The sequence below is a fragment of the Arthrobacter sp. Soil782 genome (assembly GCF_001428435.1).
GTDB classification, from domain to species: domain Bacteria; phylum Actinomycetota; class Actinomycetes; order Actinomycetales; family Micrococcaceae; genus Arthrobacter_D; species Arthrobacter_D parietis.
Window position 1 is genome coordinate 1,232,673 of the sequence record NZ_LMSO01000001.1, and the last position, 15,722, is coordinate 1,248,394.

Annotated in this window: 12 protein-coding genes; 4 read left to right on the forward strand and 8 right to left on the reverse strand. The window is 64.5% G+C overall.

The features are described 5' to 3' along the window. The first annotated feature begins 44 nt into the window (after nt 1-44). Entirely contained in the window at nt 45-1,277 is a 1,233-nt protein-coding gene (locus tag ASH00_RS05970) for an ROK family protein (RefSeq protein ID WP_056545906.1), read from the forward strand. Between the two features lie 119 nt (nt 1,278-1,396). On the opposite strand, the gene ASH00_RS05975 is transcribed toward ASH00_RS05970, so the two are convergent. The 8 genes from ASH00_RS05975 to ASH00_RS06010 all read right to left on the reverse strand — a co-directional run bounded on the left by ASH00_RS05975 (nt 1,397) and on the right by ASH00_RS06010 (nt 12,073). Beyond that, nucleotides 1,397-3,490: a PQQ-dependent sugar dehydrogenase gene (locus ASH00_RS05975; protein WP_082565906.1), complete on the reverse strand. Its 2,094-nt coding sequence runs from the start codon at nt 3,488-3,490 to the stop codon at nt 1,397-1,399. Nucleotides 3,491-3,803: 313 nt separating this feature from the next. Continuing rightward, nucleotides 3,804-5,225 carry an alkaline phosphatase family protein gene (locus tag ASH00_RS05980; RefSeq protein WP_056545910.1) on the reverse strand — a complete coding sequence of 474 codons (1,422 nt, stop codon included), beginning with the start codon at nt 5,223-5,225 and terminating at the stop codon, nt 3,804-3,806. Nucleotides 5,226-5,284: 59 nt separating this feature from the next. Then, nucleotides 5,285-6,409: a metabolite traffic protein EboE gene (eboE, locus tag ASH00_RS05985; RefSeq protein WP_056545912.1), complete on the reverse strand. Its 1,125-nt coding sequence runs from the start codon at nt 6,407-6,409 to the stop codon at nt 5,285-5,287. Continuing rightward, a complete protein-coding gene (locus tag ASH00_RS05990; protein WP_056545913.1) occupies nt 6,409-7,287 on the reverse strand; it encodes a TatD family hydrolase in 879 nt (292 codons plus the stop codon). The genes eboE and ASH00_RS05990 overlap by 1 nt, the downstream gene beginning before the upstream one ends. 13 nt (nt 7,288-7,300) lie before the next feature. Further along, nucleotides 7,301-8,788: an EboA domain-containing protein gene (locus ASH00_RS05995; RefSeq protein WP_056545915.1), complete on the reverse strand. Its 1,488-nt coding sequence runs from the start codon at nt 8,786-8,788 to the stop codon at nt 7,301-7,303. Further along, nucleotides 8,785-9,678, reverse strand: a complete 894-nt coding sequence (locus tag ASH00_RS06000) for an SCO3242 family prenyltransferase (protein WP_056545917.1) — start codon at nt 9,676-9,678, stop codon at nt 8,785-8,787. Before ASH00_RS06000 ends, ASH00_RS05995 begins: the two co-directional genes overlap by 4 nt. Beyond that, nucleotides 9,675-10,925 (reverse strand): inositol-3-phosphate synthase, encoded by a 1,251-nt coding sequence (locus tag ASH00_RS06005; RefSeq protein ID WP_157359011.1) that lies wholly within the window; start codon nt 10,923-10,925, stop codon nt 9,675-9,677. The genes ASH00_RS06000 and ASH00_RS06005 overlap by 4 nt, the downstream gene beginning before the upstream one ends. 80 nt (nt 10,926-11,005) lie before the next feature. After that, on the reverse strand, nt 11,006-12,073 hold the full coding sequence (locus ASH00_RS06010) for a sugar phosphate isomerase/epimerase family protein (protein ID WP_056545918.1): 1,068 nt from the start codon (nt 12,071-12,073) through the stop codon (nt 11,006-11,008). Nucleotides 12,074-12,313: 240 nt separating this feature from the next. Between ASH00_RS06010 and ASH00_RS06015 the strand changes: the two genes are divergently transcribed. The 3 genes from ASH00_RS06015 (at nt 12,314) to pyrE (ending at nt 15,712) form a co-directional block, all read left to right on the forward strand. Continuing rightward, on the forward strand, nt 12,314-13,522 hold the full coding sequence (locus ASH00_RS06015) for an ROK family transcriptional regulator (protein ID WP_056545920.1): 1,209 nt from the start codon (nt 12,314-12,316) through the stop codon (nt 13,520-13,522). 452 nt (nt 13,523-13,974) lie between these two features. Further along, nucleotides 13,975-14,913, forward strand: a complete 939-nt coding sequence (locus ASH00_RS06020) for a TIM barrel protein (protein ID WP_056545922.1) — start codon at nt 13,975-13,977, stop codon at nt 14,911-14,913. Between the two features lie 235 nt (nt 14,914-15,148). Further along, nucleotides 15,149-15,712 carry an orotate phosphoribosyltransferase gene (gene pyrE, locus ASH00_RS06025; protein ID WP_056545924.1) on the forward strand — a complete coding sequence of 188 codons (564 nt, stop codon included), beginning with the start codon at nt 15,149-15,151 and terminating at the stop codon, nt 15,710-15,712. The last annotated feature ends 10 nt before the right edge of the window (nt 15,713-15,722 follow it).

A 15,722-nucleotide genomic window follows, 5' to 3' on the forward strand; every position in this document is an offset into this window, starting at 1 on the left:
GGCGATCCGCCAGGAAGGACCTGAACCAGGTGGAAGGTAGAACGGTGGCCGGCACCAACCTCGGTAACAACCGTGACTCCACACGGCAGCACAATCTTTCCACGGTGCTGCGGCTGGTGCATTCCATGGCCGGGGTATCCCGCGCAAAGCTCACCCGCGCCACGGGGTTGAACCGTTCGACCATTGCGGCGCTTGTCGGGGAACTGGTCCAGCTCGGCCTCGTAGTGGAGAGCAATCTCGACCAGGCGCAGCAGCACGGACGCCCCAGCATCATGATCGAGCCGAGTCCCGGAGCGCTGGCGCTGTCGGTCAATCCGGACATCGACGTCGTCAGCGTTGCCCTGGTCTCGCTGGGCGGCCACATCGTCAATCCGGTCCGCTTCCACACCGTTCGTGCGCCGTCGGTCGCGGAAGTAGTGAACATCGTGACTGCTGTCTACGCCGGAATGCGGACCTCCCTGCCGGCGGGGCACCGAATCATGGGGGTAGGGCTTGCGGTTCCGGGGCTGGTAGATCCCGGGGATGGCACTGTCATTGAAGCGCCGCACCTCGGCTGGCGCGACCAACCGCTCGCGGCTCTGCTTAGCGACGCGCTGAAGCTTCCGGTCATCGCCGCGAATGACGCCGTGGTGGGCGCTCGCGCGCAGGCAACCTTCGGCGCGGGCCGGGACGTGTCAGACCTGGTCTATCTTTACGGAGGCGCCAGCGGGATCGGCGGAGGCGTGATCAGCGGCGGCCGCCTGGTGCGCGGTGCCACCGGCTTTGCCGGCCAGCTTGGGCACACGCACGTGCGCTCCGGGGGCGAGGCATGCGCCTGCGGGTCCTTCGGCTGCCTCGAAGCCGAGATCACGCGGGAAGCGCTGATCGCGGCGGTCGGTCTGCCTGCCGGCGAGACGGAGAACCTCGAAGAAGCCGTACTGGAAAGGCTCCAGGATGAATCGGAATCGCAGGAATTACGCGAACTGATTGACCGCCAGGTCCAGCTGCTGGCAATTGGGCTACAGAGCGTGGTCAACCTGCTCAACCCCTCAATGATCGTGCTGGGCGGCTTCCTTCGCATCCTGATTCGTGCCGCCCCGGGTGCCTTGAGCGAAGCCCTGCGCACGCCCGGTACACGCGGGCCGAGGGAGAGCGTGGCCATCGAGCTGGCGCCACTTGGCGAAGATCCCATTCTGGTTGGTGCCGCGGAGCTCGCCTTCGAGCCGCTCATCCGGGACCCGGCCGGTTTCCTGCGGCCGCAGCACGACGACGCCGGCACAACGGTTTCCTTCGCATAGCGGACAAACTGTCTGACCACGAAGAAGCGGATCCTGTACCAGCCTCAGCTGGAACAGGATCCGCTCTGCTATCGCGGCCGGGTGGCCGTTACGGTGCGATCAGCGTGCTTCGTACGTAATCAGTTGGGGATGATGACCACTTCAGCCGTTCCGGTCAGCGGATCGGAAGCCGCGTCGCCGGCGTCGGTGTAGGACGCGTTGAACACTGCCGAGAGGTCATCCACTGCGGGATCATGGCCTTCAGGAACCGTGGTGGTGATGGTTCCGGTGCAGCCCGTGGTGGTGGTCTGCGGATGTCCGTGGGTGTGGTGGCCCAGGATGTAGGTGACCTGGACCAGTGCGCAATCGACGGGCTGGTCATCGGTGACGCGGACTTCATAGGAAACGGTGTCGCCGAACTGGAAGGGCTGGTCCGAAACCGGAGTAATGAATTCGACAACCGGTGCCTGGTTCCCGACTTCAACAGTTACTTCTGCGGAAGTGTGCTTCCCCCGGTGCTTGCCGCCCTGGTCGGTGACCTGGAGGCTGGCGGTGTAGGAGCCGATCTCCTCGTAGATGAACGTGGGGTTCGCGTCTGTTGAGTCCACCACCCCGTCAGAGTTGAAGTCCCAGGCGTAACGCAGCTTGTCGCCGTCGGCGTCTGCCGTGCCTTCGCTTGAGAACTGGACGGTCAGCGGGGCTGAACCAACGGTGGGAGTACCGGAGGCCACTGCTACCGGGCTGTGGTTGCCGTTCTCGCCGATGTAGTCGATGCGGGACAACTGCGCATCAGGGTTCTCACCGAAGTAGCCGTCGCCGTACTCGAGTACGTAGAGCGCGCCGTTGGGGCCGAACTCCATATCGATCGGGTTGTCAGTGACCAGCGAGTCCACCACGTTCTCAATGGAAACGAGCTCACCGTCGGCGGTGGTCATGCCCTTGATGTAATCGCGGGTCCACTCGTAGAAGAAGGACATTCCGTCGTAGTACTCCGGCCAGGCGACGGGTGCGCGGCCCTTGGTGGCCTTCTTGTCGAAATCATAGGCAGGCCCGGCCATGGGACCGATTCCGCCGGTCTCCAGTTCAGGGAACTCAGCCGAAGCGCCATAGGAGTACCAGACCTGAGGCTGGGATACCGGCGGCAGCTCGCGGAGCCCGGTGTTGTTCGGGGACTCGTTGACCGGTGCATCGCAGTTGAACGTCTCACCGGAGGTGTTGGTGGCGAAATTGTAGTCAACGTAGGGCAGTTCGGCGGTGGCGCAGTAGGGCCAGCCGTAGTTGGAAGGCTCGGTCACTGACATCCACTTGCCGGTTCCTGCCGGACCGCGAAGCGGATCGGCTGACCGGGCGTCGGGGGAGTAGTCAGCGATGAGCAGTTCACCCGTGTTCTGGTTGAGCTCGATGCGGAACGGGTTGCGCAGGCCCATGACGTAAATCTCGGGGCGGGTCTGTGGAGTTCCCGGTTCGAAGAGGTTGCCCTCGGGGATGGTGTAGCCGCCGCCCTCGGTGGGAGTGATCCGGAGAACCTTGCCGCGCAGGTCATTGGTGTTGGCGGAGGTCCGCTGTGCATCGAATGCCGGGTTGCTGTCCGGGCGTTCGTCAATAGGGGTGTAGCCGCCGGATGCGAAGGGGTTGGTGTCATCGCCGGTGGACAGGTAGAGGTTGCCCTCGGCATCGAAGACGATGTCGCCGCCGACGTGGCAGCAGATGCCGCGGTCAACGGGAACCTCGAGGATTTCCTGTTCGCTGGCCAGATCGATGGTGGAACCGTCGAACTGGAAACGGGACAGGACAAGCGAGCCCTTGAAGGGCGCGAAATCTGCGGCGGTGCCGGTGGTCGGTGCGTCACCCTCGTTGATGCCCTCAGTGGCCGGATCATCTACCGGGGTGTCCCCTGGAGGCGAGTAGTAGAGGTAGACCCAGTTGTTGCCCTTGGTTCCGAAGTTCGGATCGAGCGCGACGCTCTGCAGACCTTCCTCGTCATGCTCGTAGACATCGAGGGTTGCCGCCAGAGTGTTGACGCCGGATTCGGCATCGTTGAGCCACACCTCGCCGCCGCGGGTGGTGTGCAGGACGTCATTGTTGGGGAGGACGGCAAGGTCCACCGGTTCACCCGGCGTGTCATTCAGGGTCACCTTTTCGAAGTTTGCGTCCGGCGGAGCCGCCGGCGGTGCTGCGGCGTCCTTGGCCTGAGCCGGTGAAGCGGCGAACGAGGTGGCCAGCAGTGCCACCATTGCCAAACCTGCGCCCGCTCGTGCAGCGCGCTTCATTGAGAATCGTGCGGCATCGGTTCGATGCCCGGAAGCTTGCGCTATCCCGTGTTGATTGACTGTCATCATTCACTTTCTTCTCGCCTTTGAGGACCCGGGCCAGCCGGAGTCAGGTCACCTAAAACGCTAGTAGAAGCGTCTCGGTTCCGCTAGTGGTTTCAATAAACAAAGTTTGCAATTCTTCCGGTGCGGACCAGATTTTGGGCGTGCAAAAGTGACTTTTGTCCTTTGAATCCGGAACCAGCGCCCGCCGGACAGCGTTTGTTGTTCGGTCTAGCTAAAGTAGGGCTGCGGGCGCTGAGCTTCGCATCCCCTGTGTCTCGAGCACCAACTGCTTCACCGCCGCCGCCGGCACCTGCCTGCCACCGTTCACGAGGGTTTCAATGGAAGCCGGGACCTGGTCGTGGGAAGCGATGATCAGGGGCGTGCCGTTCTTCGAATCGGGTAGCCTTCCATGCGTTCCGCGGACGTGCGTTGGATCCAGGGGCACCGTGTTCATGGCGTACCGTAGGCCGAGCTTCTTCTTGGCCAGGTTCAGGACGGCCTTTGCCTTGGCCAGTCTGTCCGCCGGGTTGAAGAAAAGTTCAGCCGGGTCGTATCCGGGCTTTCGGTGGATATCGACGCCGCGTGCGTATTCGGGAGCCCGGTCATCGTCGAGCCAGAAGTAGTAGGTGAACCAGGCGCCGGGTTCAGCAACAACAACCAGCTCACCGGACCGCTCATGGTCGAGCCCGTAACGGCCCTGAGCCTCCCGGTCGAGGACTTCGTCCACCCCGTCGGTTGCGCGAAGGATCGCAGCCACGCGCTCAACGTCCGCCGGATCAGAGACGTACACGTGGGCAACCTGATGGTCTGCAACGGCGAACGCCCGCGATGTCCACGGGTCCAGCTGCTCCCTGGCGTCCTGCACATAGACTTCGAGCAGGCCCTCCCGCCGCAGCACACGGTTGATGTCCACCGGCTTGCGAGCTTCCTCTATGCCGTACTCGGAGACGGCGATCACGGCATAGCCCCGGGCCTCGGCTTCGTCCAGCAGGGGAGCGAGGACTCCATCCAGCTCGGCCGCTGCCCGGGCAGCCTGCGGAGAATCCGGTCCGAACCGCTGGAGGTCGTAGTCAAGGTGGGGGAGGTAGGCCATCAGGAGATTCGGGGACTGGCTCCGCAGGACGTGGCGGGTCGAATTCACGATCCACTGTGTCGACTGGATCGCGGCCGTGGGCCCCCAGTACTGGAACAGCGGGAATTCGCCGTAAGGGCCCACCAGTTCGTCATGCAGCGCTGGGGGACGCACATACGCGTCGGGCGATTTCCGGCCGTCCGCATGGTAGATCGGCCGGGGAGTCACGGTGAGATCGGTGGACATTCCCATGGCGTACCACCAGCAGATATTGCCCGCGCGGTACCCGGGATCCTGCTGCCGCGCGGTCTCCCAGATCTTCTCTCCGGTGACCAGCCTGTTGTGCTGGCGCCAGAAGTACACATCTCCCAGTTCCCGGAAGTACCAGCCGTTCCCAACGATTCCGTGCTGCGCCGGAGCCAGTCCGGTCAGCATGGTCGATTGCACGGTGCAGGTCACCGCCGGCAGGACCGTCGCCAGTTCGGACGACCATCCCTGTGACGCGAGTTTGCTCAGGCGGGGCATTGAACGGAGGGACAGGGCAGTCAGCCCCACAACATCCAGCAGCAGTACTGGTTTCACGGTTCTTCCTTGCAGTTGTCTTACCTAAATACGGATGAATGCTCAAGTGCTCCCAGCGATTACGACGCCGGTGCTGCCGCGAGCAGATGGGACTCGGCCCACCCGATCTCGGCGGCGATGCCGTCGACAATCCCCACCTGCCCTCCGGGCAGGACGCTCCAGGTGTAAGTTTCGATGTCCAGGTGCACTTCCCGGCCGTAGTGCCTGCGGGACACCTCGGCCACGGTGTGCCGCAGCACAGCCGCAGTTGTCTCCAGCGGGGCAGAGGGGATGTGGTGGAGCGGGATGTGGAAATGAACCCGCCAGGGTGCCTTTCCAGGCAGGGTGTCAAGGGCCTCCGTCAGGTCATCGGCAGCCAGGATCCCGTTCTCACCCTGTTCCCGCACCTGGTGAAGGTAGCGCGGTTCGGCGAAGGCCCTGAGTGCGGCCCGGGCGGCGGCGCTGGAGGGGTCGGTTACGTGCAGGGCGGCCGACGCCTGAATCTTGACCACTCGCAGGCCTGCCGCTTCGATCCGCTTGACGGCGTCAACCGGGTCAGCGAAGGACACAGCGAGGTGACAGGTGTCCACACACAGGCCGATGTACTCGGGATCAATGCCGCGGTCAATCCGCGCTGCGAGCCACCCGGCAACATCGGCGACCGTATCGAGTACGCAGCCCGGCTCCGGTTCGACGGCGATGCGGACAGTTTTTCCCGTACGCTCCCTCAGTTCCCGCAAGCGGGAACTGAGCTCCACAAAAGCGGAGGTGGCGGCGTCGTCGTCGGTTTGTGTCCAGGGCTCCCGCCAGGCAAGGGGGAGGGTCGAGATCGAGCCGGCGGTGTTCTCGGGCAGGAGCGCAGCGAGGACCTCCGCGCAGTCGAGGGTGTACTCTAGGCGCTCGCGCTCAGCCCACGTGGGCTTGTAAACGTCGAGTTTGACCACCTCATTGTGGAAACCGCCATAGGGGAAGGCGTTGATGGTGTGCAGCTGCAGCCCCTCCGCCGACAGGACCTCACGGAGCACCGCCAGATCATCGGCATTCCCGGCCAACCGGCGTGCCAGTCCGGCGGGAAGCCAGAGCCCCACACCGAGAACGGTCAGCCCCGTCTTCCGGCGGATGGGGCCCGAGTACTCGCGAAGCTGCCGGATCAGCCCGTCGAAGTCCTCGGCCGGATGGACGTTCGTGCAGTAGGAGAGGAGCATCAGGCGCGTGCACCCCGCAGGACCGAGTTGCCCTCGAATCCCGCTGTAGCGTTGGGAGGCTCTGCCGCGTCGAAGCCGGGGATCGGGTCGAGGATCAGCTGGCCGCTTTGACCGTAGAACTCGACGGGGTTGCGCCAGAGGACCTGATCGACGTCGTCGGCGGTGAAACCGGCATCAAGCATGGCGTGTGCGGTGCGTGCGGTCTTGAGCGGATCAGACCGGCCCCAGTCGGCAGCGGAGTTGACGAGCACACGCTCGGTTCCATAGCGGCTGAGAATCGCCACCATACGCTGCTCATCCATTTTGGTGTCGGGGTAGATGGAGAAGCCCATCCACGCGCCCGCGTCCTTTACAATCTCAACATTGGTCTCGTTGAGGTGGTCGACAACCACCATGCCGGGGGCGATGCCGGATTCGCGGACAACATCAAGCGTCCGGTGGGTGCCGGCCAGCTTCTCCCGGTGCGGCGTGTGCACCATGACCGGCAGTGAATACTCCAACGCCAATTCGAGCTGGCGGCTGAACGCATGATCCTCGGCCGGCGTCATCGAGTCATAGCCGATCTCTCCCACGGCCACCACACCCTCCTTCACGAGGTAACGGGGGATCTCCTCCAGGATGGGAACACACCGCGGGTCATTTGCCTCCTTGGGATTGAGGGCGATCGTGGCGTGATGCCGAATGCCGAACTGCGCCGCACGGAACCGCTCCCAGCCCAGCAGCGAGTCGAAGTAGTCGAGAAAGGAACCGACATTGGTGCGTGGTTGCCCCAACCAGAAGGCGGGTTCCACGAGCGCGCGCACGCCGCTGGCGTACAGCGCCTCGTAGTCATTGGTTGTCCGGCTGGTCATGTGAATATGAGGATCAAAAATGCGCATGGCTGGTTTCCCCTTAGAAAGTGGTCGAATGGCTGGAGGTGGCCAGGAGCAGCGTGACGTCGTCCGGGACCGGCCGCCCAGCGGCTGTCCGTTCGGCGGCGAAGTCGCCTGCCATCCGGGCAAGCTCGTCATCCGCACGTTCCTGCAGGTCCGTGACGGCACGGAGGCTGACCCCCATGAACACCAGCTTCAGCACGGCGTGGCGCCAGCTGTGCTGGTCCAGGTGGGCGGCTGCAAACGGCCCGACGGCGGCGGCAACAAGGCCGCTTTCGTTGGTTCTCAGGGCCTCGGTGGTGAGCCTCAATCCCGCGATTACGACGACGTCGGGAAGCTTCGGTGAGCGCGCGGCCAACGTTGCCAGCCCGCGAAGCACGCCGCGGCGCTCCGCGGAGTCACCGCCGTCGTAAAGTGCCGACAGCGCAAGCGCAAACTCTTCGGGCGGAAGCAGTTCACCGAGTCGGCCGAGCAGCAGGCCACGGGCGGAGTCGCTGGTGGTACCGAAGAGTACGCCGGTGGGGTCGGCATCCGGGTACAGGGGCGTGCGGCCCAGCCGGCGCCCGGCCTGGGCGAAGACGGTGGTGAGGGTGGAGGGATCGGCGGTGACCGCCGTCGTACTCTCCTGAAGCCAGCGCTCAGATTCCCTGCTGCGTACTGATTCCGCCCAGGCGTCGCCGAGCGCCGCGATGCTGCGGGTGGCGAGTCCCGGTGCGTCGTGGGAGTGCCGCGGCAGTTCGACGGCGGCCACACCGCGGTAGTTCAACTCGGCCAGGGTGCCGAGCGCGAGGGGCAAATCCACGGTTCCTTCGCCGAACGGCAGATGCTCGTGGGCGTGCGGGCGCATGTCATCCAGCTGGACGTTCGCCAGCAGCGGCCCGGCCTCAAGAAGAGCACCGCGTATGCCGTCCGGTTCGACCACTACACAGTGCCCGATGTCCACGGTGATCCGCAGGTTGTCCGGGTTGTCGAGCTCTGCCCGGAGGCGCAGGGCGTCCGACACCGTCTCCACCAGCATGCCCGGCTCAGGCTCCACGGCCAGCAGCACGCCTTTGTCGCGGGCATACTCAACGACGCCCGCCACACGTTCGGTGAGCCGCTGCCACCCCGTTTCCGGGGACGTTCCGTCCGGGAGGACCCCGGAGAAGAAGGAGACACACTCGGCCTCCAGCTGTGCCGCGATGTCGACCGCGCGGCGCAGGAAGCCAACGCGGCTTGCGGCCTCCTCATCCACCAGGGCGGGACGGTGCTTGTGGCGCGGATCGAGCAGGAAGCGGGTGCCCGTTTCGATGACCACGCGAAGATTCAGCTCACCGAGCGTCTTCCGCAGGGCCTGCAGTTGTTCAGCCAGGTCCTCGGCGAACGGGTCCAGGTGTGGATGCCCCAGGGTCAGAGCCACTGCTCCATAGCCCTGCTCGGCGAGGAGATCCAGGGCCACTGAAAGGGGGTGGTCGGTGAATCCGTTGGTGCCGTATCCCAGGCTGAAGGGCAATGGTGATGCCGTCATGACTCGCTCAACTTCCTGTTCCCCGAACGTGTGCGCATGAGCTTCCCGAACAGGTCCACCGACGCAAGCACGCCTGCGGCGGCCAGGTTTCCGTGGCGAACCGTGAGCGCTGCCTGCAGCGGCACCATTGCGCGAATGCCCGCTTTAGTGGCGTCGAGTGCATTTGTTGCCACCGGGTTGCGGGCAGCGCGCACCTGCGCCGGGGCGCACCGGCCGGCGTAGGCAGCTGTAGCGGCAAGCAGGGCAAGGATTTGGTTGCGGGACTCTTTGCCACCGGATTGCAGAGTGCCGCCCACTACTGCACTGGCAAGCAGGGCGGTGCCGGCAGCGACGCCGGAAGCCGTCGTCGTCGTTGTTCCGTGGACTTCCCCGCGGGAGAGGACGGTGACCCCGACCGTGTGGCCGCCCATGATGGCCGCCGCACTCAGGGCGAGGCGCAGGTGCCCGAAACCGGCACCCATGAGGACGTCAAGGGCACGGCAGGCGCCCATGGTGAGCGCGCCGGGGACGGCATGATTCTTGGCGATCAGGTCATAAGTCCAGATGGAGGCTGCGAGCGGAACTCCCACCGCCAGCGCCGGCCTGCCTCCGCCGACCGCACTGAGGCCCAGCCCGGCGACGGTCAAACCCGCGGCGGCAGCAAGAGCGCTGCGTGCGCTGATCCTCCCGGACGGAATGGGGCGCTCGGGGCGCTCGCGGGCATCGACTGTGCGGTCGGCGTAGTCGTTGAGTGCCATGCCGCCGGCGTAAAGGCACGCGCTCGCCAAAGGGAGAGCCATCCGGCGGCCGCCCAGTGCGTGCCCGGCGGCAGATCCGCCCGCGAGAGTGTCGCCAAGTACCGTCAGCACGGCCGGCGCGCGCACGAGCTCAAGGTAGTCGTTGACGCTCACGGCTGCTCTGAGCTCCCGCCGCCGGCCGTCAGCCGGGCACTTGCCGTCTCCGCCCACTCCACGAGGTTGCGGGTCTGGTTGGCGAACGAGTGCTCGTCGCTGCCCCAGGGATCCTTGAAGAAAAACCCCAGTGCCTCGACATGGCCTTCCTCTCCCGCAGCGTGGGCGAGGGCCATCAGCCGCGCGAGGTCGAGCACCATGGGAGCGGCGAGCATGGAATCGTAGGCGCTCCAGGTGGTTTGCAGGGTCAGGCGCGATCCTAGGAAACCCTCAACGTTGATGTGGTCCCACGCCACCTTCGTTTCACCGAGATCCTGGACATTGTCAATGTGAAGTGGAGTGACCGCACACCCCGTCAGCTCCTGCAGGCCGCGGTTCTTGGACTGAAGCTTGCCTGAGACGGCCTGCGGATCGGCGAGGGTTGCGCCGTCCCCACCGCCGAGCAGGTTGGTGCCGGCCCAGGACAGAACGCGGAGCCCACGTGCTGCGAAAGCCGGAGCGAGGACTGACCGCAGCCAGGTCTGGCCGGTCTTGCCGTCCTGGCCGGCGGACGGCACCTGATGCCGGGCGGCGAGCTCACGCAGCGCTGGGATGGTGAGAGCCGTGGAAGGTGTGAAACACACATAGGGGGAACCGGCCAGGATAGCTGCGTAGGCGCCCACCGAGCTCGGCGGCAACACGCGGCGGGCCGGATCCTTCAGGGCGGCGAGAAGCAGGTCTACGTTGAAGAACTCGGCGATCGGTTCAACGGGCGCCTCGGTGGAAGCGACATCAAGAACGACGACGCGGTCCAGGTTATTGGCCTGCTTGAAGTCGGTGATGTCCTGCGCGAGCCGCTGGGCCACCTTTTCCTGTGACTCGGACTTCTGTGCGGGGTCGTAACCCGGCCGCACGCGCTGGTCCGCCTCACCGAGCTGTGAGCGGACGGATTCGAGCAGATGAGACGGCAGCATTCCCGAATCAACGAGTGCCTCGGCACGCTTGGTCATGCAGACGCCGCTGATGTCGTGTCCGCCCACCACGAGGTCGGTGAAATCGGGAAGCAGCGCCGCATTGAAGGAGTGCTGGTCCGTGACGCAGCCCGTGGCGGGGGCAAGGCCCGAAGAGATGGCAGCGAGTCCCACCGTGGCAGTGGTGGCCACGGATCCGCGCGCACCGATGAGCCAGATGCCGTTCCTGCCATAGGCATGAGCGGTTGATTCTGACCTTTCGGCCTCGCCCTGAGTGCCTTCGGCTGATGTACCCAATTCGGTGTTCCTTTCGAAAGTTCGGCAGCGCTGAGGCCCTCCGGGCGGACCTGTTCAGGACCACCCGGAGAGCTTGCGCGTCAGTAGGAGTAGCAGGTGAGGAAGTTGAAGCTGTCCTCGGCGAACTCCGCCGTCGCCGGGGCGCCGTCGCGTTCAATGACGTAGTACTTCACGTGGCCCTGCGCGGCGTCGAGAATGGGCGCCCAGTCAATGTCCCCTTCTCCGACGTCGGTCAGCAGGGGAAAGCTCTCGAAACCGAGGGTGTCGGCCGGCAGGGCGCCGTCCTTGATGTGCAGCAGTTCAATGCGGTCACCGTGGCGCTCAAGCAGGTCGACGACGTCGACCCCCGCGTCAGATGCCCAGTACACGTCCAGCTGGAAGGCCACGTAACGCGGGTCGGTGTTCGCCAGGAGCACTTCATAGGCGGTTGTCTGCTCGCCGGTCTCCGGGTTGGTAACCAGCGTGGTGAACTCCCACCAGTGGTTATGCCCGAAGTGCTTGCCGGTGCCGGCCTCGACGGAGAGCTGGCCGAGATGGTTCATTGCCTCGGCGGTGGCCAGCACGTCTGCGTAGGTGCTGCTTCCATCCCTGTTGATACCGGGTGCGGCCCAGCCGCCGGATCCCGTGTACTTCTGGCCGATGGTCTTGGCGTACGCAAGGGTCTGGTCGAAGGTCGCTTCAGCTGTGCTTCCGTGCGCCGACGGAGCCTTGAGCTTGTATTCCTTGAGCAGTGCACGGAACTCCTCCGCGCTTCGTCCTTCATAGGAACCGCCGAACGGCTCCACGTTCTTGTAGCCGATCTCAGCCAGCTCGGCGAGGACGGCCTCGGTACCGATCTCCCCCTGCCAGCCCGCGTAACTGTAGAGCTGGAACGAAATCTTGCTGGCCGGAATGCTCTTGCCTGCGCAGTCGGCTGCCGGGTTTGCATTGCTGGACGCGGGAGCCGCAGCAGCGGGCCCGGTCAATAGAGCGGTCGCCGCGATGGCAAGTGAAGCGGCGCCTGCCAGCCTGCGAATAGCCCCCCGGTGTGAGCGGGTGCTGCCGGTACGGGTGTCCTTGATCAAAGCTTCCTCCTTGAAGTGATGCTGCGTCGTAGCTGTGCCGGAGGTTCCCTCCTGCTGGGAGACCTGTGGAGAGACGCCGGTCACAAAGAACCTAACACGACTAATGACGATGACCAACGGATGTAGTGGTTCCTTCGATATATTCGCGCAACCCAGCGTGACCGATAAGGCGAAATTGCGGGCAGTAACGCGGATTGCGTGGCATTCGATCATTTCGACGGCGGTGGAAGCGGTTGAAGCGCGTGCACGCGCCCTTTCTTCCGGGTGCCCACCGAGCCCGCTTCCAACCCTCTGTTTCGTCGAAAGGTGTGCTGTAATTAGTCGATGAGTGACATAAGTAGCTTCAATGGCCTTGGTTCATCCGGCGCGAGCGAGTTGTTCCAGATCCTGCGCGATGGCCGTCCGCGTACGCGGACCGAGCTCGCCGAGCAAATGGGCCTTGCCCGTTCCACCATCACGCTGCGCATCGAGGCGCTCATGGAACTCGGTCTTGTTGGTTTCGTGGATGATGCGGTTTCGACCGGCGGGCGTCCCTCCTCACGTATCGCGTTGAAGGCCGGCAGCAAGGTAGTACTCGGTGTGGACATTGGCGCTTCGCATCTGCACGTCGCGGTTACGGACCTGACGGGCCACCGCCTGCATGAAGCTTCGCGGGCCATCGAAGTCACGCAGGGCCCCGATGTTGTGTTGCAGGCAGTTGTGGAGTTGGGCACCGAGTTGCTCGAGCAATCAGGGCGGGCCGTCAAAGACCTGCTGGCCATCGGCATCGGCGTGCCCGGCCCGGTGGAGCACCGGACCGGCAGGCCGATCAACCCGCCGATCATGCCCGGATGGAACGGTTTCGACGTGCCGGGCCACCTGCAGGCCCACTTCCACGTGCCGGTCCTCGTAGACAACGATGTGAACATCATGGCGCTCGGTGAGCGCAACGTCGCCTGGCCCACAGTAGACAACCTCATCTTCGTCAAGGTCGCCACCGGCATCGGCTCGGGCATCGTCTCCAGCGGTATGCTGCAGCGCGGTGCAGACGGCGTCGCCGGGGACATCGGCCATATCCGCGTGCACAACGGCGGTGGAGTGCCCTGCCACTGCGGGAACAAGGACTGCCTGGAAGCAGTGGCATCCGGGCCGGCCGTCGCGTCGAAATTGCGCGCCCTCGGACTGGAAGCCACTACCAGCGAGGATGTGGTTCGGCTGGTTGGCGCGGGAACCACCGAAGCCGTGCATGCCGTGCGCCAGGCCGGCAGGGATGTAGGTGAGGTGCTCTCTGCCTGTGTCAGCCTCATCAATCCGTCCGTCATTGTCATCGGCGGCTCGATGGCACTCACTGGCGAGCACTTCATCGCGGGCATCCGCGAAGTGGTCTACTCCCGAACTATCCCCCTGGCTACCCAGCACCTGCAGATTGTGCAGTCAAGTTCCGGCCTCGATGCCGGCGTGCTCGGCGCCAGCATGCTGGCCATCCACCATGCCATGTCCCCACAGCGCATCGATGCCATGGTCCTGGGCCTGTCTGACTCGATGGCGGGCTAGCCGCCGACTTCTTCTGACACCCTTCCGACTTTTGCTTGACAGACAACAAAACCCCGAATTAGGGTCAGACCACAAGCCCGAACGACGGCGGCACTGACCTTCCCGGTAAGCGTCGCCGCCGGCTGGCCAGGCGGGAGGGTCAACACGTTCCTGCCTGGATTTCAGGTGCAATTGCTCTTGAAATCGGGGAAGTTGTGGTTGTGAAAGCTCGGATTACATCAGCACCATGACTTCCTGCCACTATCGCGTCTGGCACCGATTGACAGCAACGGTGGTGTGTTGAGCGCACGGCGAGGACGCTGTGGGTGAGGCAACCAACCGTGGGTAGCGCTGCTGCCCGGCTGCTTCGGTTCCTGCCGTGAGCCCCGTAACCAATTGCTGCACCGCAGCTTCACATGCTTCCCCACCAAGGTCGGCGGCGGAACGCATCCAGTGCCAGGAAAGGCAAACATATGTGCTTTGGATTCAATGCCCCAGGCGCCCTTCGTCGTTCATTGGAAGAGAAGGGGGTTGACCGGCGCAGCTTCCTGAGGGGAGCCGCAGCGGTCGGTGTAGGAATGGGTCTGGCCGGCGTTGGCGGGACTGCTGCCATCGCCGCTCCCGGTGGCAGGAAGGGCCGGCCGGTGCCTCCCGGACTCATCAGCATCCAGCTGTACACGCTGCGCGACATCATGCGCGGCGAGGGAGTGGATGCAACTCTGGCGAGCCTTGCTGACTTCGGCTACACCAAGGTTGAGCTTGCCGGCCTCTACGGACGCACCGCTGAATCGATGCGCTCAACCCTTGATTCGCTTGGCATCACCCCATCGTCGAGCCACGACGGCATCAGTTCCTCGCCGGCCGCACTGGAGGCGAAGATCGCGAACGCCGTCACCCTCGGCCAGACGCACATCAACGTGCCGTATCTGGCTTCAACCTCCGGGGATGACTGGCGCCGCTGGGCGGACCAGATGAACGTGGAGGCCGCAGCTGCCCGCGCAGCCGGGCTCAAGTACGGTTACCACAATCACGCCCACGAGTTTACGACCGACGTCGGCGGCGGAGAGACCCCATGGGACATCTTCACCAGCCGCCTTGATCCCAAACTGGTCCACCTGGAGGTAGACCTGTACTGGGCTGTCACCGGCGGTGTTGGCGTGGGCGCGAAAGATCCCGTTCAGTTCGCCATCGACACCATTCAGCAGGCGCCGCAGAAGGTTCTGCAGTATCACGTGAAGGATCGGGATACTGCGGGCGGATTCGCCGACCTCGGAACCGGAACCATCGACTTCGCGCGTATCTTCCGAGCCCACACACCGAAGGAATACATCGTCGAGAACGACCAGCCGGACGTCACGCCCCTGCAGACGGCAGAGGTGGGCTACGACTACCTGCGTGCGCTCCGCTTCTAGCGGGAACTGCTCCAGTAGAGCCGTAGAGCGGACCGACGCTCCCAGTCGAGCCGTCCGGTGAAAGCCGGGTAGATGTCTCCCACAGAGGCACCTGCCCGGCTTTCGTCGTCGTCGGGCTTGGGAAAGCCTGTACAGCAGGGTGGCAGGTTTTACCCGGCAAACGCCCACGCAATCGTCACCGGAATGATGCGCTGAGCTGAAATGTGCAACCGTCGCCCCGTCTAAACTGATTCCCATGACCGATATCCCCACCGCCCGTGACCGACTCCGCGATCTCATTTTGGAACTGGCGGTGGTGCGGGGGAAGGTCACACTTTCCAGCGGCAAGGAGGCGGACTACTACATCGACCTCCGCCGGGTGACGCTGCATCATGAAGCGTCGGCGCTGGTGGGAGAGGTCATGCTGGGCCTGCTCGACGACGCCGGCATCACCTTCCAGAGCGCGGGCGGCCTGACAATGGGGGCGGACCCGGTGGGAACAGCGCTGATGCACGCCGCCACCCGGGACGGACGCGCTATTGACGCCTTCGTGGTGCGCAAGGCGCAGAAGACATACGGAATGGGCCGCCAGGTCGAGGGCCCGGATGTAGCAGGTCGCGACGTCGTCGTTCTTGAGGACACCTCCACTACCGGCGGATCCGCGCTCACCGCAGTGGAGGGCGTGCGGAAGGCCGGCGGGAATGTAGTGGCAGTCGCGGTCATCGTGGACCGCGATACCGGTTCGAAGGAGCGGATCGAATCCGAAGCGGGCGTGCCCTACCTCTTCGCGTTCAGCAAGGACGAACTCGGTCTGGAGTAATGGCCAACCC

Bases quoted from the DNA above. Each gene is read 5' to 3' on its own strand.
- ASH00_RS05975 (WP_082565906.1), bottom strand. From the start codon at position 3,490: ATGGTGGCACTGCTGGCCACCTCGTTCGCCGCTTCACCGGCTCAGGCC.
- eboE (WP_056545912.1), bottom strand. From the start codon at position 6,409: ATGCTCCTCTCCTACTGCACGAACGTCCATCCGGCCGAGGACTTCGAC.
- ASH00_RS05990 (WP_056545913.1), bottom strand. From the start codon at position 7,287: ATGCGCATTTTTGATCCTCATATTCACATGACCAGCCGGACAACCAAT.
- ASH00_RS05995 (WP_056545915.1), bottom strand. From the start codon at position 8,788: ATGACGGCATCACCATTGCCCTTCAGCCTGGGATACGGCACCAACGGA.
- ASH00_RS06015 (WP_056545920.1), top strand. From the start codon at position 12,314: ATGAGTGACATAAGTAGCTTCAATGGCCTTGGTTCATCCGGCGCGAGC.
- ASH00_RS06020 (WP_056545922.1), top strand. From the start codon at position 13,975: ATGTGCTTTGGATTCAATGCCCCAGGCGCCCTTCGTCGTTCATTGGAA.
- pyrE (WP_056545924.1), top strand. From the start codon at position 15,149: ATGACCGATATCCCCACCGCCCGTGACCGACTCCGCGATCTCATTTTG.